19 protein-coding genes are annotated in these 19693 nt (G+C 32.7%); 2 read left to right on the top strand and 17 right to left on the bottom strand.

The window, feature by feature from the left end; all coding sequences use genetic code 11:
• Positions 1-154: 154 nt before the first annotated feature.
• From HX049_RS12230 to HX049_RS12200, 7 genes are all read right to left on the bottom strand, one after another.
• Positions 155-1372: a TCR/Tet family MFS transporter gene (locus tag HX049_RS12230; protein WP_286416123.1), complete on the bottom strand. Its 1218-nt coding sequence runs from the start codon at positions 1370-1372 to the stop codon at positions 155-157.
• Positions 1373-1454: 82 nt separating this feature from the next.
• Positions 1455-2330 (bottom strand): helix-turn-helix domain-containing protein, encoded by an 876-nt coding sequence (locus tag HX049_RS12225; protein ID WP_286416121.1) that lies wholly within the window; start codon positions 2328-2330, stop codon positions 1455-1457.
• 312 nt (positions 2331-2642) lie between these two features.
• Positions 2643-2951: a hypothetical protein gene (locus tag HX049_RS12220; RefSeq protein ID WP_286416119.1), complete on the bottom strand. Its 309-nt coding sequence runs from the start codon at positions 2949-2951 to the stop codon at positions 2643-2645.
• A gap of 187 nt (positions 2952-3138) precedes the next feature.
• Complete coding sequence (locus HX049_RS12215) at positions 3139-3522, bottom strand: (deoxy)nucleoside triphosphate pyrophosphohydrolase (RefSeq protein WP_286416117.1); 384 nt, start codon at positions 3520-3522, stop codon at positions 3139-3141.
• A gap of 396 nt (positions 3523-3918) precedes the next feature.
• Positions 3919-4830 (bottom strand): hypothetical protein, encoded by a 912-nt coding sequence (locus tag HX049_RS12210; RefSeq protein ID WP_286416114.1) that lies wholly within the window; start codon positions 4828-4830, stop codon positions 3919-3921.
• Positions 4831-4938: 108 nt separating this feature from the next.
• A complete protein-coding gene (locus HX049_RS12205) occupies positions 4939-5496 on the bottom strand; it encodes a hypothetical protein (RefSeq protein ID WP_286416112.1) in 558 nt (185 codons plus the stop codon).
• Positions 5497-5661: 165 nt separating this feature from the next.
• On the bottom strand, positions 5662-5925 hold the full coding sequence (locus tag HX049_RS12200) for a (2Fe-2S) ferredoxin domain-containing protein (protein WP_041892020.1): 264 nt from the start codon (positions 5923-5925) through the stop codon (positions 5662-5664).
• A gap of 74 nt (positions 5926-5999) precedes the next feature.
• Between HX049_RS12200 and HX049_RS12195 the strand changes: the two genes are divergently transcribed.
• Positions 6000-7070: a DUF3810 domain-containing protein gene (locus HX049_RS12195; protein ID WP_286416109.1), complete on the top strand. Its 1071-nt coding sequence runs from the start codon at positions 6000-6002 to the stop codon at positions 7068-7070.
• A gap of 4 nt (positions 7071-7074) precedes the next feature.
• Here HX049_RS12195 and HX049_RS12190 read toward each other — a convergent pair whose 3' ends face one another.
• The 4 genes from HX049_RS12190 to guaA all read right to left on the bottom strand — a co-directional run bounded on the left by HX049_RS12190 (position 7075) and on the right by guaA (position 12563).
• Complete coding sequence (locus HX049_RS12190) at positions 7075-8364, bottom strand: NAD(P)/FAD-dependent oxidoreductase (protein WP_286416107.1); 1290 nt, start codon at positions 8362-8364, stop codon at positions 7075-7077.
• 323 nt (positions 8365-8687) lie between these two features.
• Complete coding sequence (locus HX049_RS12185; RefSeq protein WP_006259000.1) at positions 8688-8912, bottom strand: DUF3820 family protein; 225 nt, start codon at positions 8910-8912, stop codon at positions 8688-8690.
• Entirely contained in the window at positions 8912-10966 is a 2055-nt protein-coding gene (locus tag HX049_RS12180) for a LysM peptidoglycan-binding domain-containing protein (protein WP_286416105.1), read from the bottom strand. Before HX049_RS12180 ends, HX049_RS12185 begins: the two co-directional genes overlap by 1 nt.
• Positions 10967-11036: 70 nt before the next feature.
• Positions 11037-12563, bottom strand: a complete 1527-nt coding sequence (gene guaA, locus HX049_RS12175; protein ID WP_286416103.1) for a glutamine-hydrolyzing GMP synthase — start codon at positions 12561-12563, stop codon at positions 11037-11039.
• Positions 12564-12807: 244 nt separating this feature from the next.
• Between guaA and gltS the strand changes: the two genes are divergently transcribed.
• Positions 12808-14016, top strand: a complete 1209-nt coding sequence (gene gltS, locus HX049_RS12170; RefSeq protein ID WP_286416101.1) for a sodium/glutamate symporter — start codon at positions 12808-12810, stop codon at positions 14014-14016.
• Between the two features lie 270 nt (positions 14017-14286).
• Here the strand turns inward: gltS and HX049_RS12165 are convergent, their stop codons facing one another.
• The 6 genes from HX049_RS12165 to HX049_RS12140 all read right to left on the bottom strand — a co-directional run bounded on the left by HX049_RS12165 (position 14287) and on the right by HX049_RS12140 (position 19349).
• Positions 14287-15018, bottom strand: coding sequence for an MBL fold metallo-hydrolase (locus tag HX049_RS12165; protein ID WP_286416099.1), 732 nt, complete (start codon positions 15016-15018; stop codon positions 14287-14289).
• A gap of 192 nt (positions 15019-15210) precedes the next feature.
• A complete protein-coding gene (locus tag HX049_RS12160; RefSeq protein ID WP_286416097.1) occupies positions 15211-16548 on the bottom strand; it encodes an NCS2 family permease in 1338 nt (445 codons plus the stop codon).
• Positions 16549-16637: 89 nt separating this feature from the next.
• Positions 16638-17426, bottom strand: a complete 789-nt coding sequence (locus HX049_RS12155) for a GLPGLI family protein (RefSeq protein WP_286416095.1) — start codon at positions 17424-17426, stop codon at positions 16638-16640.
• 18 nt (positions 17427-17444) lie between these two features.
• A complete protein-coding gene (locus HX049_RS12150; protein ID WP_286416093.1) occupies positions 17445-18509 on the bottom strand; it encodes an ankyrin repeat domain-containing protein in 1065 nt (354 codons plus the stop codon).
• 104 nt (positions 18510-18613) lie between these two features.
• The gene (locus HX049_RS12145) at positions 18614-18838 is read right to left on the bottom strand and encodes a hypothetical protein (RefSeq protein WP_286416092.1); all 225 of its coding nucleotides are present in this window, start codon (positions 18836-18838) and stop codon (positions 18614-18616) included.
• A 316-nt stretch (positions 18839-19154) separates the two neighbouring features.
• Entirely contained in the window at positions 19155-19349 is a 195-nt protein-coding gene (locus tag HX049_RS12140) for a hypothetical protein (protein WP_286416090.1), read from the bottom strand.
• Between the last annotated feature and the right edge of the window lie 344 nt (positions 19350-19693).

The following is a 19693-nucleotide window of genomic DNA, read 5'->3' as shown; positions in this document are numbered from 1 at the left end:
CGACATTTGTAAAAATAACAGCAATAAATAAGAAATTAATACTAACATAACCAAGTGTTTCTTCATTATTCTAATCTTTCAATATCAAAAAGACACTATAAAGTACTTATACTATGCAATATCCTTTTGATAGTAATTCCATCCCCATAAACACTTAGCTTTTATATTTTTTAAAGCTATAATAGATAAACACTGCGCTGATAAACATCAATAGCGACGCTAATAAAAATGGAGCTCCCGAAAACTCAAAAGGTGCACTCTCATGAGTAAAATAATAGAATAAGTTAGTCATAACAGGTGGCCCTATTATAGAAGTAACACTCACTAAACTTGTTAAGGCTCCTTGTAATTCACCTTGTTGATCAGAGGGGATACTTTTACTAATTAAAGACTGAAGAGAAGGACCGCAGATCCCCCCTAAAGAATACGGTATTAAAAAGACTAACATCATCCACCCTTGATTTGCAAAAGCAAACAATAAAAGTCCTAATGCATAAAATAAAAGTCCTAAATAGATACTTTTTTGCTCTCCTAATTTAGGTGCACTCCATCTTATCAATATTCCTTGTACCACCCCAATTAACAATCCTAATATCCCTAATGAGATACCCACTAGCTTTTCTGTCCAACTAAACTTATACATCGTAAAGAAATGCCAATTACTCTGAACTGCATGTAGTCCGATATAGACAAACACTAAAGCGAATACTAGATTGGATATTTTAGGATGTTTAAATAAAAACTGAAAAGAACCTATCGGATTAGCACGTTTCCACTCAAATGACCTTCTCTTACTCTTATCTAGGCTCTCAGGAAGCTTAAAATACCCGTAAATAAAATTCAGAAGACATAATACAGCAGCTACATAAAAAGGTACTCGCGCTCCATAATGTCCTAATAAACCTCCCAATACAGGTCCTATTATAAACCCTAGACCAAAAGCAGCTCCTATAACCCCAAAGTTCTTTGTTCTGTTCTTATCAGTAGATATATCAGCAATATAAGCACTTGCTGTAGAAATACTAGCTCCTGTCAGTCCTGCTATAATACGTCCTATAAATAACCAACCTATAGAAGGTGCAAGAGCTAATAAAATATAATCTATCGAAAAACCAAAAAGAGAAATCAGTACAATAGGTCGTCTACCATACTTATCACTAAGATTACCTACTAAGGGTGAAAACACAAACTGTGTAAATGCATAGGCAAAACCAAGCCATCCACCATACTTAGCAGCTTCGCTAATATCGCCTTGAATAAGCTCACCAATCAGTTTTGGAATGACAGGAATTATAATACCCCATCCTGTTATATCTAGCAATAGGGTAATAAATATAAACCCTACTGCTGCTTTTTTATCTGTTTTTTTCATGTAGTAAAAGTAAACAGAGTGACAAAACAGGGTATTGACGATTTAAGAGGTTTTAAGTACTATTTCTAAGCCTTCTTGATGATTACTCTTCCTCTCGGTATAATTTAGGAGACATTCCTGTATTGCGCTTAAAGTATCTACAAAACACACTAGTGTCTGTGAACTCTAGCTCATTACTAATCTCTTTTATTGATAGACTTGATGATTTAAGTAATGTTTTAGCGTGTAATATGAGTACATGATCAATCCATTGCAAAGTAGATCTTCCCGTATTTTGTTTCAGAAACGACGAGAGGTACTGCGTACTTAAATGTAGTTTATCTGCATAAAACTGTACATTGCGTTGCTTGTGAGCATATTTAGATACCAAAGAGTAAAAGTTATCGATGATTTCGTGTGTTCGATTCTTCGTTTGTTTTTTAGTATTAGGCACATCTTGATACTTTTCGATAATCAAATTAATCAATGCCATAACAAGATGTTTGAGCATTTCTATTTTATTAGAACTTTGCTCCTTATTGTATACTTTCTCAATAATCCTGATTAACTCCTGTTGTAAAAGAAGCTCTTTGGGATCCAATCTTATAATTGGCTGCCAACGAATCTGGTCATTCATTACAAACTCTCTTAATATGGGAAAAGTTGAAATAAAATCTAATGAAAGACCAATAGTTACTATTTCTGCATCTTCACTTAAAGACTTTGTTTCGATCATCACCTGCGGAGGAACAACTGCTATATCCCCTTTGTTAACCTCATATTCAGAAAAGTGAATTTGAGTTTTCATTACCCCTTTTAATACAACACCTAATAGTAGTCCTTCAAACAGACGGCTATGTTTCTTATAGTTTTGATTTGCCTTACTGTGTTGATGAAAAACAACGATACCATCTATCTTCCTTGCCGCATCAAGATCATATAGACTATAAACATTATCAAGGGTTATAAATAAAGCCATATTCACACATATTTTTAAATATTCAAAAAGAAGTACCTCCCTCCTTTTGATGACAAATATCTTTATCCTTCTCTATTTAATGTACCTATTAGATATCGTCACACTACAATATTACCTATTTCTATTTAGAGATTTTGGTATTTTACTAATTTTTATAAATTAGCTTATTAGGTTAAGTAATCTCAGCGGTTGTAAAGAATATAAAGTTGGAGTTCTTATACTAAGATTGAGATAGAAGGAACTAACTTTAAAAACTTATGTATATTTTATAGTAAGTAACATATCTTCTTATTGTCTTTACATTTCTTCGTTTTAACTATCTAGAATTCTAAATAATATATCCTTGGTGATTTTTTGGTTTATATTTAATTCTGTGGCTTCTTCATCTAATTCATATATTGAATAAGATAAATTACTTTCATCAAGTAAATTAGTGATTTTCTTTAATAAAATAGAGGTATCCTCGTGGTCATTATAAAATAATATCCCCGTGAATATAGGCTCCTGTCTTTCTACTTTATGTTTTATTTCACTTAAGGATACCATAGTAAGGCTTTTTATTTTGAACAATGACTTACTATCTATTTCTTTTTCGTTTAATGTAATTGCAATTTTCGACATATCCTTAATGATAGTTTAATCAATATACTCTTATCTAACGTCCTATTCAGTTTAGAACAAAACTCATCTTCAAAACACTTTCTAATGAAGATAGTAAGAACCAACTTTTTAACTTGATTACATTATATACCTTTATAGAAATCATATTAAAAAATAATAAAGAGTTTAAGTTAAATCCTCTGTAAACTTACTTTATTGCTAAATACTCTTTCACAATAGGGATATCCGCTTCTGCCCAATCATAGTTTAATAAATCCTGAGCTTCTACCCACAAAACTTGAGCGTGCTCTTTCACTTCAAACTCTTGTGAATCTGTATAACAAATAAAGGGAAATAATTCTAAAGAAAATGTATCGTAGTGATGAGTTACAGGTGTTAGCCTAGATTGTACTACAATATTTAGACTGAGCTCTTCTTTTATCTCTCTCACAATACACATTTCGTCTTGCTCCCCTTTCTCTACCTTTCCTCCTGGAAACTCCCATTTATAAGGCAATAGCATATTTTGATTTCGCTGAGCTATCAAAACCTTCTGATTAGACTCAATTATGGCACAAGTAACTCTTAACATAATGATAAATTTTAACATTTATAAAAAACACAATGCAATACACGTTTTATACAATCACATTGATTTAAACAAAGTATCTATTTAAAAATAAGACATTTATAGCCAAAAAGATGTCTTAGGTAATTTTAAAAAAGCTATTATACTGAGCTTCACCTGTATGCTAAAGGTATACTTTATGTTAATACCGCATCTATAAGATTATATATTTTATGAGATACACATACATTTGCACTGCTTTTAAAAATAAAAAAGCTTTATTTTCTTTGTTCGAAACATAAGTTGGTAATAAAGATTTATCCTAAATTGAATATATATTGCCCTACAATTGAAAATAAATTAAATTGCTATGAAAAAAAAAGCCTCAAAAGACGAATGTCTAATGAGGCTTTTTTTATTTTATCTCTTTAATTCTAACTCCTTAACCTCTCCTGTCAGCATATCTAAGGTATGGTAAGTATATAATAATACCTTATTATCGAAGAGTGCATCTTGTATTCTACCTCTATATTGATATCCTTCTATAGTATTTACTAATTTTCCTGTATTTACTTCTAGAACAAACTCTGCTCCCCAATTATTGGTCTCAGTAGAGGATGCTTCTAACATTAGATATTGATTATCTTCTGACAATAACATACTTGATGAATTAATACGTACAGGTGATCCTAATAACGTATTAAAATCAACAGACCAAATCACCTTATATGATAAATCAAGACAATAGACAATACTACTTTGTGTCAACGCAATTAAATGCTGACTATCATTAGTATACTCTACCTTACCTATCTTTTCTTTTAGACTAGTTTTTATCTTCTCTGTTTCGCCTGAGGCAAAGTCAAATAGATAAAGTGTATCCTTAAAAGTCTCTGAAGGAGCAATGAATTTATTCTTCTCTTTATCAAAACTCCCTTGATAAGTACGGATATTTTTAGGCATCTCTGCTATAATCTCTTTGGTAGCTAAGTCTAAACAAAAAGGTTTTTTATTATGAGCAACGATTAGTACTTTATCTGAGTCTAAACTAAACTCTGCATCATATACAAAATAAGTATTCGTAAAAAACACTTGTTCTTGTGTATCCACACGTAGAATAGCAAAATCTGTTTTAAACGCTCTAGTCGTCTCTGATATCTTATTTATAGCAATGTAATTCCCATCTTGAGAAATAGCATTAATACGCCACTCTTTATAATCCACAAAACGAATAACTCGCTCTTCTAGAAAGTCATACAGCATTAATCCTTCTTCGTTGCGGTCTTTTTGATATTCAAATAATCCTCTTTTTGCTATTCTATTTATTTTCATCTATGCTTATCTTGTTACTTTGATTTCCTCAAAGCCTTATTAAGCCTGCAAGATAGAAAATTGAGTAACAAAAATCAGATATTAATAAAGAAGATATTCACAGTGATATCACCAAGGCATTTTATCTGTTTTCACCTCGTTAGACAAATCAAAAGAAGCACTGAAATAACCTGTACTATCTACTCTCTTTAGATTATAAGTATATTTATTATCTTTAATCGTCACCCACCATACATTCCCTGCTATCGTACTCATCATATCTACTGTCTCTTGATCTGATGGAAAGAATTGCATATCGGCAAAGCCTGTATTAGTAGCAGTACCTCCATACATCGTGATATCATCTGGTGTTCCATCTTGATGTCTATGATCGTGTTTTAACTTTACTAGTCCATTCTCTAGTGTAAATACCCAAGTACGAGATAAATCTTCCCCTACAAAGAATGAGATTTTCACTTCTTCCTCTTTACAAGAGATTACCTTCATCAATAACTCTTTATCTTTGAAATCAGCAGGTACATTAGGAGACACGATTTGACCTGTATACGCTTTTCCACAGTGAGTAGCGAGAGACGCTAAGAATTTCTTAGGATTATCTATAGTCTTCTGTGCAAAAGAAGTAATAGTCATTAAACAAATCACAAGGGTAAATAAAACACGCTTCATAAATATAAATTAATTAGTTGGCTTCAAACATAGACATTTTAAATTCAATTTACTATCAATCATGTAAAAAACAAGGCTACTTAGTATACTAAGTAGCCTTGTTCTTGTTTGGATCAGACACGATTTATATTACGGTAATAAAATAAATAGCAATAGTGTCTAGATCTAAGCGATTATATATTCTTGAAAGATCTTCTTTGCTTTCTTTGCACCTACTTCTTTCTTGTACTTGTCATGAGAAGAGATATACACCACAGGAGCACTCTTACACATCCCTTGGCATTTCATCTTACACACAGAGTAATCGTTAGAAAGCCCACTCTCTTCTAATAAAGCTTTAAAACAACTTTTAGTCTCTTCATTATATCTACAGCATTTTTTTCCGTCACAAACGAAAATAGTTCTCTCACCTTTCTTAACTTTACTCATAGTTTTAGAATTTGATACAAATATATTTATTTTTATCTATTCTAAATTAATTAAATGAAATTTAGCACACTTTTATGAAATTAAGATATTGGTTGATATTATTTGTTTGTTCTATTCTTACTTTTAATATTATTACACGTTTTCCTGATGCTATTGAAGCCTTTTATACGAATGGTTTTTATTTCTATTTATGTAAAGTTTTCAATACGATTACGAGTCTATTCCCTTTTTCTGTAGGAGATGTATTGTATATGATTATAGGATTATTTCTTATCTATAAATTTTACCAAGTTTTTAAAACACAGAAAGGATGGAAGAAAATCACAATGGTTTGTACTGCATTATCCTTTAAATGTATTGTTATATTCTATATTCTATTTAATATCGGCTGGGGATTAAACAACTTTAGGCCAACTCTAGAAAGCCAATTAGGAATAGAACGTGGCTATGATCAGGAGAAATTAATAAATTTAACAACCAAATTAATACAAAGAGCTAATTTATTACAACTAGTTATTACAAATGACAGTACTATAGCTGTAAAGTTAAAACAAGACATCAATACAATATTAGTTGATTCAAAAAAAGGAATTGAACAAATAACCTTCTTGCATCAAATAGATAACACTAACTCATTAGCAATCAAAGAGTCTTTATTTAGCCTTGCTTTAACTTATATGGGATTCTCTGGATATATCAATCCTTTTACATTAGAGGCGCAGGTAAACAATAAAATACCTACCCTTACCATGATTGTCACAGCATCTCATGAAATGTCACATCAGTTAGGGTTTGCAAAAGAAAGTGACGCTAACTTTATAGGCTTTATGGCGGCATATAATCAAAAAGATACTGCTTATCAATATGCAGCTATTATCTATGCCCTTAGATACTGTGTATCCAATATCAATAACAAAGAATCAGTAGAAGTCAAAGCTTTGTTTGAAACAATACATCCTGGAGTGAAAGATAACCTAAACGAGAATATTATATTCTGGAGTGAGTATAAGAATATCACAGATTCTTTCTTCAAAGTATTTTACAATGGTTTCTTAAAACTTAATAATCAAAAAGAAGGCCTACAATCTTATAATAAGTTTGTAGACCTTCTGATAAATTATGATTTAAAAAATCCTATTCTATAAGATTTTATTCTCTTTCATCCTCTTTGTTTTTGAATGGACGAATGATTAAACGAGCTTGTCTGTCAAACATCATATAGTTATACATCCAGTTCCAGAATACAACTAATTTGTTTCTAAATCCGATTAGAGACATCAAGTGAACAAACATCCATACAAACCACGCAAAGAAACCGCTAAACTGGAACTTAGGTAAGTCCACTACTGCTTTATTACGTCCAATAGTTGCCATAGATCCTTTATCATTATAAACGAATGATTTTAAAGGTTGTCCATCTCTTAATCTAATCAAATTATTCGCTAATAATTCTCCTTGCTGTATAGCAGGCTGGGCCATCATAGGGTGTCCCATAGGAGTTTTATCTGTCATCATAGTAGCGACATCACCAATAGCAAAGATATCTGTAAAGCCTTCTACTTGATTGTATTCGTTTACTTTGATTCTATTTCCTCTTTGAATAACAGTTGCATCAAAACCATCTACAGTAGCTCCCATTACTCCTGCTGTCCAAATCACAGTTTCTGCTGTGAACTCTTTACCTGATTTTGTATATACTTTTTTATCTTTATAATCTGTTACTATTTCACCTAAGTATACTTTCACACCTAGGTTCTCTAAGAATTCTTGAGCTTTAGTAGATGATTTCTCGCTCATTGCATCAAGAACCTTATTAGCTCCTTGAATTACGTTGATTTCCATCTTATTAAAATCTAAGTCTGGGTAATCCTTAGGCAATACATGCTTCTTCATTTCTGCTAAAGCACCAGCAAGTTCAACCCCAGTAGGTCCCGCACCAACGATCACAAAGTTCATTAATGCCTTTTGTTCTTGATCATCTGTAGTCTGTAAAGCTTCTTCAAAGTTCTCTAAAACTAAACTACGGATATCTAATGACTCAGGGATAGTCTTCATGGCCATACTATTCTTAGTAATATTTTCATTACCAAAGAAATTAGTTTTAGATCCTGTAGCAATTACAACATAATCATAAAAAATCGTACCAATATCAGCAACTACCTTTTTATTTTCTGTATCTATACGTTGTACATTAGCTAATCTGAAATATATCTCTTCGTAATTTTGTACAACTTTACGAATAGGATATGCAATAGATCCTGACTCCAATCCTCCCGTTGCTACTTGATACAACAGTGGTTGAAACGTATGATAATTATGCTTATCTAAAAGCACAACTTGAAAATTTTTGTTCTTTAGTTTTTTAGCAAGTGCTAAACCCCCAAAACCTCCACCAATAATAACAACACGTGGGCGTTTTGAAGTAGGAATATTCATCATAATCACTCGATTTTTACAATGCAAATTTACAATAATTAATTCGCATTGATAAAAATTTCAGTTTTCTAAAATCCCCCTAATCCACGTTATATTTTAAGACAATAGGAAATTTAAAGCCGTATTTTTATTGATTTGACAATATGAGTTACTCTAATTATAGAACTTTTACTTCTAATGCTAAAAAACTAATAATAACATTATTTTAATAATTTTCATAAGTTTTTGACAAAGACTTGAACTTTATAATTTTACCTAGTATACATTTATAAAAAAAAGCAAGCCGCTATTCACAACTTGCCTTTTCTCTATTTAATAATCAATGATTATTTAAAGTTATTTCTAATATTTCGTATTAAAGGCTCTAATCCATTTAATTTTAATTCATAGATTAGACCTAATTGTTCTCCTAGTTTACCCTTTGGGAAGCCTTTATTATGATACCAAACGATATAGTGCTCTGGTAAATCAATCAAGTATCTTCCCTCATATTTACCATAAGGCATTTTAGTATGAGCGAGTTCTACTAAGTATTTTTCATTATCTATCATTAGTTAAGCACCTTTACATTTAAGTCTGTATCATACTGTAGTAAGTATACTCCACTATTTCTAAGTGTTCCTTCTGGATTACGACTATAGCTAAATCTGTTCTCTATTTCTTGAGATTTCTTATTAGTAGTCTGCATAAATCCATCTTTTTGGAACATTCTAAAAATCACATCTAATGTCACGTCAAATCCTCTTGTTGCAAAGCGGTTAGGATAGACATTATATCTGTTTTTATATTCTTGACCAAATAATGATTCAGATCGAGACTCTTGAGAATCTCTTGTCACTGAAGGGAAAGTATATTTTAAATCAACCAAGGTCTCTATTCTAATCTCACTGTAATCAAATACATCTGACTTGTCAAAAGAAGCAATCTGAATATCATAATCCTTTGTTCTATTCTTTAACTTATCGGTGAATAATAATGCTGATGCTATACTATTAGAATCTAGTACAAAGACATTTTTCTTGTCTTTTACTAATGTTTTATCTATCTCTTCGATTTGACTAGTACTAATCATTTTTATCTCCGGAAAGTACTGATTCATAAACTGCTTCGTTGATTGTTTCTTATCATCTACAATCACGGTAATCTTAGCACCTGATTTCTTAAAGTACTCTAATAACTGATTCTTAAGTACATTGCTATAAGGCATAGTCTGTACAAGTCTATTAGACGCAGTAGCTTTCTCATTTGACAATGGAGATACTAATATTACTTTGTCATTAGGTAATGCTTTTACAGCAGCATCTACATTACTCTGATAAAATGGCCCAATAATAACATCTGTATTACTAAAGTCTTTAGAGTTAAATAAACTCTTCACACCACTACTATTCTTACTTTCACTAGAATCATAGACATTTACTGTTAAAGGTAGATTAAGACTCTCTGCATACTCCACAGCCATCTTAGCTCCTGAGTAAAAATCCAAAGTCATATTTAAAAACCCATCAGAACTCAACTTAGCATCTACATTATCTCCTAACTTATCAATATTAAAAGGCAACAATAACGCCAACTCCTTATGATCTAATCGACTAATAGAATTACTCAAATCAACATAACCTCCTGTTGTATCAGGTGTTAAGTATCCTTCATTTTCTTCTTTAGGTATATTTTCTTCTACAACAATATCTAGGCCTTCTTTATAAGGTAATATTAACTCCATACCACTCTTTAATCCTTGTTGAAGATCTGGGTTAAGTTTAATAATCTCCTTAATAGGCACATCATATTTACGGCTAATACTATACAGCGTTTGTTGTGGCTCTATTACTAAGCGAACAAACTTTGTCTCAGCAGTTTTAGGAGTTACCTCTACCACTTTAGCCTTTGCTTGAAAGCCATAAGCTGGTACTTTTATCGTTTGCCCACTTTTAAGACCATCTTTTAGCTCTGGATTCAGTTCTAGTAGTCTCTGTACAGAAGTATTGTACGTTACAGCTAGACTATAAAGTGTTGCTTTAGGTTCTACATTTATATTTCTATAATAGATATTATTAATATCTTTAATAGTATCTGCTGTAGACGATGGCAATGTAGCTGGTATCTTCTTTGGTTTTTCTTGCTCATACTTAGTCACATCCATAGAAGGTGATTTCTTAGTATTGGGAGCAACAATAATTTCACTATCAGCTAGTAAACCTGTTTCTTTTAAAGAAGGATTCCATGCGTGTAGATCATTGATAGACACATTATATTTTTTGCTAATACTATACATTGTTTCCTTAGGTTGCACAGTATGCGTTCCTTTAGAAGCAGAAGTATTCTTTGTCTTCTCAGCGTTTTTTAATAGAGGATTAGATCCTTTATTTTTTTCTTTAGTTATAAAATCCTTTGTAGGAATTAATAAAAAACTATTCTCATTGATCCCATTCTTTGCATCAGGATTATACTTTAGTATTTCACTTACAGGTATATCATAATCTCTAGAGATCTTACTTACAGTATCCCCTTTATTCACTCTATACTGAATAAATGAGCCCGACTGAGCTAGAACAGACGATGTAAAAACAAATGCCGTTAAGGCTATAAATATCTTCTTTTTCATTAGCAATACAATTTATAAAAAACGATAAGTCGCTATAACAAAGTTACAGCGACTTATTGAATTATTTAAATTATTCCCACTCAATTGTTGCAGGCGGTTTTGAACTAATATCGTAAACCACTCTGTTTACACCTTTTACGCGGTTAATTATTTTATTAGAAATCTCCATTAAGAACTCATAAGGTAAGTGTACCCAGTCTGCAGTCATACCATCTGTAGAAGCAACTGCTCTTAGTGCAACCACTTTTTCGTAAGTACGCTCATCCCCCATTACACCAACACTGTTTACTGGTAGAAGGATTGCTCCTGCTTGCCATACTGAGTTATAAAGACCATGTTCTCTAAGTCCTTCTATAAAGATAGCATCTACTTCTTGTAATAATCTTACTTTTTCTTGAGTGATATCTCCTAAGATTCTAATAGCAAGACCTGGTCCTGGGAAAGGGTGTCTTCCTAATAACTCAGGATCTATTCCTAAAGAAGCTCCAACTCTGCGTACCTCATCTTTAAATAACATACGTAAAGGCTCTACTACTTTTAATTTCATAAAGTCAGGTAATCCTCCTACGTTATGGTGTGATTTAATAGTAGCTGATGGCCCTTTTACAGAGATAGACTCAATTACGTCAGGATATATAGTACCTTGACCTAAGAAAGTAGCATCTTTGATTAATTTAGATTCATCATCAAATACATCGATAAAAGACTTACCGATAGCTTTACGTTTTTGCTCTGGATCTTCTAGACCTGCAAGAGCTTCCATAAAACGATCTGTAGCATCTACTCCTTTTACGTTTAGTCCCATTCCATTGTATTGGTTTAATACATTTTGGAACTCGTTTTTACGTAATAATCCATTATTTACGAAGATACAGTGTAAGTTCTCTCCAATTGCTTTGTGTAATAACACAGCAGCTACTGTAGAATCTACTCCTCCTGATAAAGCTAAAACAACTTTCTCTGATCCGATCTTATTTCTTAAATCTGTTATTGTCTCTTCAACAAAAGCATTTGGAGTAAAATCTTGACTAACACCAGCGACATCAACTAAGAAGTTTTTCAACAGTTGTGCTCCATCTGTAGAATGGTAAACCTCTGGGTGAAACTGAATAGCATAAGTTTGTTCTCCTTCTACTTTATAAGCTGCATTCTTTACGTCTTTAGTACTAGCTAACAATACTCCATTAGTAGGTAATTGTTTAATAGTATCACTGTGACTCATCCAAACTTGACTATTATGAGGAATATCCTTAAAGAAATCATCCTCTGCTATAAAGTCTAAATTTGCTCTACCATACTCACGTGTATCAGATGGTGCTACTTCTCCTCCAAAGAAATGAGCTAAGTACTGAGCACCGTAGCATACTGCTAATAGAGGCATTTTTCCTTTGATATTCGACAAATCTGGGTGTAACGCTTCTTCTGAGCGAACTGAATAAGGACTACCTGATAAAATAACAGCTTTATATTCTGTCAAATCCTTAGGCATATCATTATAAGGTAAGATTTCGCAGAATATATTTAACTCGCGAACCCTTCTCGCAATCAACTGTGTGTATTGCGATCCAAAATCTAAAATAAGTACATTGTGTTGCATGCGCAAAAATAGTTATAATCTACGTATCTCAAAAAAGTTTTTAGAATTTCTTTCTACTTCTTATTTATGACCACTCCCGAACACAGTAACCACTACAAAACAAACAACTTAAGAATAAAAAACATTATTTAGATAAGAATAAAAACAAGTTTTTTAGGTTACTACATCCTAGTTTATTTATATTTGCGAACGAAGGTCTACCTTTTAGATCATTATTTTTTCACCTTAAATAGAACAAACTTATATGGATTTTGGAATTTATGAAACGTTAATGCTTGCCTGCTTCGTGTTATTATTAGGACACTTCGTAGTTCAAAAAGTAAACTTTTTTCAAAAATTTAATATCCCCGAACCTGTTGTAGGTGGTTTTATTGTTGCTATGTTTTCTTGGATTGCCTATTCCGTTACTGGCAAAGAATTTACGATTGACGAAAATATCCAACAAGGAATGATGTTTATCTTCTTTTCCTCTATCGGTCTTAATGCTGATTTTAGAACACTTATTAAAGGTGGAAAAGGATTAATCATATTCCTAGTTATAGCAGCAGTATTTATTATCTGTCAGAACTTCTTAGGAGTGACCTTAGCTTACTTATTAGAACTAGACCCTCGATTTGGATTAATCGCTGGATCTATTTCATTAACTGGTGGGCATGGAACAGCAGGTGGATGGGCAGATACCTTTATGGCTAGTGCAAACCCACTTATAGGAGCTAAAGATATCGGTATGGCATGTGCTACTTTTGGACTAATCTTAGGAGGTACAATTGGTGGACCATTAGCATACAAACTATTGCGCAAAAACAACTTTAAAGAACTATCTCCTGAACAAATACAACAAAACGATGAGACTCATGAAATCTCTGTTCCTTCTGTAGTAACCGATAAAAAAGTAAACTATAAAAGCATTATGCTTACAATTACTTTTCTTTCAATCTGTTTAGTTGTAGGACAATATCTAGCTGAGTGGAATACCCAATACGCTTTTAAACTACCTACATTTGTATGGTGTTTATTCATCGGAGTCGTAATTAGAAATGTATTACCTCATCTTTTTAAAGTAAAAATGCATGATGAATCAATAGAAATTTTAGGAAATGTCGGACTATCTATTTTCTTAGCTTGTGCCTTAATGTCTTTAAAAATATGGACTGTAACAGACTTAGCATTACCTATCCTACTAATTCTATTAATACAAGTTACAATGATGTTATTCTTTGCTTACTTTATTACCTATAGAGCCATGGGCAAAGATTATGATGCTATCGTTCTAAGTGCTGGACACTGTGGATTTGGTTTAGGAGCTACTGCAACAGCTGTGGCTAATATTCAAGCTGTGACAAGTCGTTTTGGATCATCACCTAAAGCATTCCTAATTATCCCTATGGTAGGAGCATTCTTTATTGATATTCTCAATGCATTAATCTTAAATGTGTTTATTACATTTTTATAGAAAACGAGATATAGAGTTACACATAAAAAAATGCTACTTAAACTAGATTTAAGTAGCATTTTTTTATTGGTGTAAGTATATACTCAAACCGTTGATATAGGTTTGTAATCTGTGACAAACATCCCTCACTGCACAAGGTCTCCCAGCTTTAAAGGATGTGATTCTTCCTTACGTCAGAATAACAAACTATGTGTGCTATACTTTATATAGGCGTATTGTAATACCCCCCTACAGTTGGCGCGGATTTCTAATCCGTGACAACATAAAACTTTAATTATATCGCTGAATCAATCTCTCTAATTTCTCCTCGATACCTTCTTCCACCACACCTCCGTGATAACAAATTACACGACTAGGTTTTAAAGCTTTTATCTTCTCTACAGAAGCTAAAGCAGCCTCCATATCTAAAGTAAACTGAGGATTGGCAATATTAAACTCTCCATCCTCTACCACTATAGCATCCGCTGCTATTAATGTCTGACTCTCTGTATCAAAGAATGAGATATGCCCCTTTGTATGACCTGGTGTTGCTATCACTTGTAAAGTATCTTTAAAGAACTGTCCATCCTCTAAAGTTTGAGTAATCTCAAAACGTTTGATACCCTCAAGTTGTTTAATGAAGTCATTTACCCATCCTTTCATCTCCTCAGGGATATGAGTAAGGCTCTCTTTAACTTGTATAAGACGTTCAGACTCTACCTTACCAGAAACAGAGTCAGCCTCCAGAGCGCTACTGATGATCTCTAAAGAAACATATTCCTCTTTAAATAAATGTATCCCTTCTAAATGATCAATATCATCATGAGAAATAATAATCCCATTCAAATCAGCAATCATTAATCCTAGATGCATTAACTCTTGTTTAAACTCTTGAAAATTATAAGTAAAACCACAATCTATTAAATAAGAAGTTCCATCAGCAAACCCCACTACCACAGGATTAAAAACAGTTGGCTTTCCTTCTGCAGATTGAGCATTTATATGTAATATTTCTATATTCATTTATTAATCTATTATTTTTTTCATGTATTTACATCCCACATTGGACGTATACTGATAACCTCGCTAGGTAAAAGTCGCTGTTGTCACAGATTTAACAATCCGTGATATTTACTCACTACGTAAAGTCTCCCGACTTTGCGTAATCTTTGTCTTCTTACCACAGACTTATAATCCGTGACATATAACTTAAATTTACTTCGTTACTACATCCAACACAATCTTTACTAAGAAAAGTACCGATAACACATAGACTGTTGGCGTAATATCCTTGTACTCTTTTGCTCCTATTTTTAGTATGGTATAACTCAACATACCAAATACAATCCCTTCAGCAATACTGTAAGTAAAAGGCATAAAAACAATCGTTAAGAACGCAGGCAATCCGTCTGATAGCTTCTCAAAGTTGATTCTAGTCACAGACGAAATCATAAATAACCCCACTATGATTAAAGCTGGAGCTGTTGCAGCAGCTGGAATAATCAAAAAGATAGGCCCTAAGAATAAAGCTAATGCAAACATAACTGCTACACTTACGGCTGTTAATCCTGTACGCCCACCAGAAGCTACTCCTGATGCACTCTCTACATAAGAAGTAACAGAACTCGTTCCTAAGATAGATCCTACTGTAGTTCCCATAGCATCTGTAAATAAGGCTTTTTTCATCTGTGGAAAGTTACCATTCTTATCTGCCAAATTCGTCTTAGAAATAACTCCTATTAACGTCCCTACGGTATCGAATAGATTTACGAATAAGAATGTAAACACCACTACCACCATATCAATAGACAATATCTGATTCCATCCCTCTGCTGTAAACATAGGTTTAATTGCCTCTCCAAAGATAGGCTCTATAGAAGGTGGCAACGCGACAATACTAGTCGGCAATGCTACATCCCCTAATATCAATCCAAAAATAGTAGCACTCAAAATACCAAATAGAATAGCTCCATTCACATTTCGGATTAATAAAATACCTGTCACAATAAGCCCGATAAAAGTCATCCATACAGTATGCTGACCAAAATCTCCTAATCTCACTAAAGTATTAGGATCTGATACAACTACACCAGCACTCTTCAGTCCTATAAGGGTAATGAATAACCCAATACCCGCTGGTATTGCTTCTTTTAAAACTTTCGGTATACTTCTAACAATAAGTTCTCGTACATTAAAAAACGTCAATAACAAGAAGATAATCCCTTCTATAAATACAGCCGTTAAAGCGAACTGCCAAGTATATCCCAAGGTCAAAACTACTGAATAAGCAAAGAAGCTATTCAGACCCATTCCTGGTGCCTGCGCTATTGGTAACTTTGCATAAAATCCCATTAACAAGGTTGCTACGATTGTAGCTAAGGCAGTTGTGGTAAATAACGCTTCTCTATCCATCCCAGCATCTGCTAAGATATTAGGATTCACGACCAAGATATAAGACATGGTCAGAAACGTGATGATACCTGCTATAAACTCTCGTTTAATAGTGGTACCATTGCTACTCAACTGAAAGTAGCGCTCAAGAAAATTCTTCATTATGTTGTGTTGTTGCTTTTTAAAGCATACAAAAATAAGAAGATTTAACCAATTCTAATTAAAATAAAGAATTATATCAGTCTTTATACCTAATAATCGCGTTCTATAGGATTTATATAATTTGCCTTCTTTACATTTAAACTCTCTTGCCCTTTTTCACCTATAGTTATACCAATTCCATCTAAATCACTTAAAAAGGTTTTATTAGCATTGATACGCATGGCCTTCTTTGTCTTCTCTTTAGAAGATTCTGTATAAGTCCCTATTTCATTCACATCCCAAATCACTTTAATCTTTTGACTATTTAAAAATTCAAAAGAGTACTGTCCTTCGGTATCCCAAGCCTTTACTACGAATCCTGGTAAATTATTGAACTTATAAGGTCCTACTTGTCCTGCAATACCTTGTGTAAACCATACTGTCCACTCCCTTCCGCCATAGGTAGCAGTTGCCTCTTGTACGTCATAATCATACCACTTTAGCTTACTTGCTTTGATATCCCACTTGATTTCATTTCTATCTTCTTTATAGTAGTTATGTAATCGCCCTATCTTATCATAAAAGGTATTGGTATCCTTATCTGTCATGACAAACCAATTAAAAACAGGTACATAAGACACTACTTTTTGCACAATCTCTTCTTTAGAAGTATTCTCTGATTTGGTTAGTCGCCATCTATCTCTCTCATAAAATGCATAATCCATAAATCGAGATTGATCCTCTAGTACATCTACAACAGCTGTCCCATCCTTAATTTTACCTAGAGATTTATCTGTTAAGACCTTGCTTTCATAATAATATCTCATCACTTCTACTTCCTTAAACTCTTGAGCAGATAGAATACAACTAGAAAACAGTAATAAATACAAATACTTCATATCAATTATCATTAAAGATTATCTCTTATACTTCACTTCACCTAACTTTATTGGATTACTATTCTTAAGCACCCAATTATTTGCCGCTTCACATAGATAATTAAGTTCTCTCGTTTCACCATCTCCACTTCTGCGAATTTCCTTTACCAATGCTGTGATATCAGCTAATTCCTTTTGAGACAATGCATTCGAAGAAGATATATACACTAAGAAAGCATCCAACATCTTTTTAAAATCAGCATCCCAATTGCCTCCTCCATTTCTATAAATTTCATCGCGAACCTTCCCTGCTATACGCACTACTTCTCCTTGTACAGTCTTAGCCTTACCTTTAGAAGGAATTAAGTAATCCCACAGTTCCTCAAACTGCTCTTCCCAAGTAGTACCTTCTACTTCTATTTTAGATACTCCATCGTGCATAATACGTCTTTTGACAGGCGTGACATCGAATAGTTCATATAAAGCAGTCAAAGCTTTATCGCTTTCTTCTATAAACTCTTTATTAAAATTCTCTCTATGAAATTCAAAGCGTTCTCCTATACGAGTAACATCATCTTTTAATCCTAACGTAATCTCTTTTGTAAATGGTAAAAGTAGCTTAGCGATTTCTACTAAAGCAGGTAAGTCAATATTGCTAGCACGTCTCAATGCACATTTTAAAGGTGTTTCTTTATAAGAGTCTAGAGCATGAATATTAGCCCCTACTTCTATCAATCTCTTTACAGCGTCTTTATTCACTCCATATCCTGCCGCAAAGTGTAATGGCGTAGTCCCATACGTATCCACAGCTTGTATATTAGCCCCTAATTCTAAGAAAACCGCTATACTTCCATTGCGTCTACTAGCGTGTTCATGTAGCGCTGTTCGCTTATATGTATCTACAGCTTCCAGATCAGCTCCATTCTCCACCATCCAACGGACAAACTCATCCTTTACGTTATAAAAACTCAAGGCAGTATGCTTACTATAACCACCGCGTGCATCTATCTCACAAGTGTCAAATACTTTCTTTAACGCTTTCATATCCTTAGCATCTACTAATTCTTGAAAGTCCTTGGGCAGGGTTTTCTTCTTCTTTGCCATTTACAACTTTTCTTTTTCTTTTTTCAACCCGAATATACAAAGAATAATGCAATATAATTTATATTATAAATAATATTTATTAAAACTAAACACCAAAATCAAAACTATCTGCAATGCTCCTTCAAATCAAAAGACGCTATATGCAAACTATAAGAATCCTCTATTCTAAATATATCTAATAAAAAACAGCTTCTTTCTTTAACTAGTTTGCGATAAGTATACTCCTTTTTTCCATCACCATTAAAATCACCATATATCCTTGACCCTATATTTTTATTTATAGACATCACTCCCTCTGACATATGACCATCTTCTTCCTCTGATATCAATCCTTCTACATTATCATCTATATCAATAACTTCTTCTACATTTAGTGGCTCTCTCTATATCAAAACCCCAAATAATCGCAATAAAAAACAGTACGGCACATAGTAATAGAAATGATATTATCAATAATATCTTCTTTTTCAGATCCCACTTCTTATTACTTCCAATAAGAATAATTACTATTAAACGATTAAATAATATAACATAGCTTATTATTAAAAACAAAGCTAATTTCCTCCTTTTAAAACATCTTATCATAATATGAATTAACATCTTAAAAAAAAAACAGTATCCATGATAGACACTGCTTTATTATAGTTATTTCTTCTTCTTAGACTTTCCTTTTTTCTGTTCCTTCTTATTCTTCTTCTCAGAAATTAACTTATCGTTTTCTTTTAGAATCTTTTGAAGTTGATTTAAAAAACCCATTAACTCATCAGATGTAAAACTTCTCTTAAGCTCTTTGTTTTGTGTAGTAATATTTTCCTGTACCTCATCAGCAGTTATATTCATATTTATTTTGTTACAGAGAAGTTTTAATTTTAAATCATGCAGACGATCACAAATTAAAAGACATCTTCTTTCTTCTTCAAACCAAATATATTCTGCATAGAGACGAATCATCACACATAAAATAGTCAGTAGTCCAGAAATATATAAAATTGTACTTAGTACACGACAAAAATATTAATTAGTTGATTTTAAGATAAATAAAGGGAGGAATTATTTGTAAAAAAGGCTGATATTCAGTATATTAAAGAATTATTTCTCACGTAATGCCTTTAAAAACGAACAACAGCCTAGAGTACAAAAATACAGAACTTCTAACAACTATAAAAGCCAATTTTAAAGGTAAA

This window comes from Myroides odoratimimus (assembly GCF_030326305.1).
Lineage (GTDB): Bacteria > Bacteroidota > Bacteroidia > Flavobacteriales > Flavobacteriaceae > Flavobacterium > Flavobacterium odoratimimum_A.
This window is presented reverse-complemented; position numbering and strand designations above follow the sequence as displayed.

Coding starts and splice junctions, on each gene's coding strand:
- gltS (WP_286416101.1), top strand. CDS start 12,808: ATGGATTTTGGAATTTATGAAACGTTAATGCTTGCCTGCTTCGTGTTA.
- HX049_RS12190 (WP_286416107.1), bottom strand. CDS start 8,364: ATGATGAATATTCCTACTTCAAAACGCCCACGTGTTGTTATTATTGGT.
- HX049_RS12220 (WP_286416119.1), bottom strand. CDS start 2,951: ATGTCGAAAATTGCAATTACATTAAACGAAAAAGAAATAGATAGTAAG.
- HX049_RS12185 (WP_006259000.1), bottom strand. CDS start 8,912: ATGATAGATAATGAAAAATACTTAGTAGAACTCGCTCATACTAAAATG.
- HX049_RS12140 (WP_286416090.1), bottom strand. CDS start 19,349: ATGAATATAACTGCTGATGAGGTACAGGAAAATATTACTACACAAAAC.
- HX049_RS12215 (WP_286416117.1), bottom strand. CDS start 3,522: ATGTTAAGAGTTACTTGTGCCATAATTGAGTCTAATCAGAAGGTTTTG.
- HX049_RS12225 (WP_286416121.1), bottom strand. CDS start 2,330: ATGGCTTTATTTATAACCCTTGATAATGTTTATAGTCTATATGATCTT.
- HX049_RS12160 (WP_286416097.1), bottom strand. CDS start 16,548: ATGAAGAATTTTCTTGAGCGCTACTTTCAGTTGAGTAGCAATGGTACC.
- HX049_RS12150 (WP_286416093.1), bottom strand. CDS start 18,509: ATGGCAAAGAAGAAGAAAACCCTGCCCAAGGACTTTCAAGAATTAGTA.
- HX049_RS12180 (WP_286416105.1), bottom strand. CDS start 10,966: ATGAAAAAGAAGATATTTATAGCCTTAACGGCATTTGTTTTTACATCG.
- HX049_RS12200 (WP_041892020.1), bottom strand. CDS start 5,925: ATGAGTAAAGTTAAGAAAGGTGAGAGAACTATTTTCGTTTGTGACGGA.
- HX049_RS12210 (WP_286416114.1), bottom strand. CDS start 4,830: ATGAAAATAAATAGAATAGCAAAAAGAGGATTATTTGAATATCAAAAA.
- HX049_RS12205 (WP_286416112.1), bottom strand. CDS start 5,496: ATGAAGCGTGTTTTATTTACCCTTGTGATTTGTTTAATGACTATTACT.
- HX049_RS12155 (WP_286416095.1), bottom strand. CDS start 17,426: ATGAAGTATTTGTATTTATTACTGTTTTCTAGTTGTATTCTATCTGCT.
- HX049_RS12195 (WP_286416109.1), top strand. CDS start 6,000: ATGAAATTAAGATATTGGTTGATATTATTTGTTTGTTCTATTCTTACT.
- HX049_RS12230 (WP_286416123.1), bottom strand. CDS start 1,372: ATGAAAAAAACAGATAAAAAAGCAGCAGTAGGGTTTATATTTATTACC.
- HX049_RS12165 (WP_286416099.1), bottom strand. CDS start 15,018: ATGAATATAGAAATATTACATATAAATGCTCAATCTGCAGAAGGAAAG.
- guaA (WP_286416103.1), bottom strand. CDS start 12,563: ATGCAACACAATGTACTTATTTTAGATTTTGGATCGCAATACACACAG.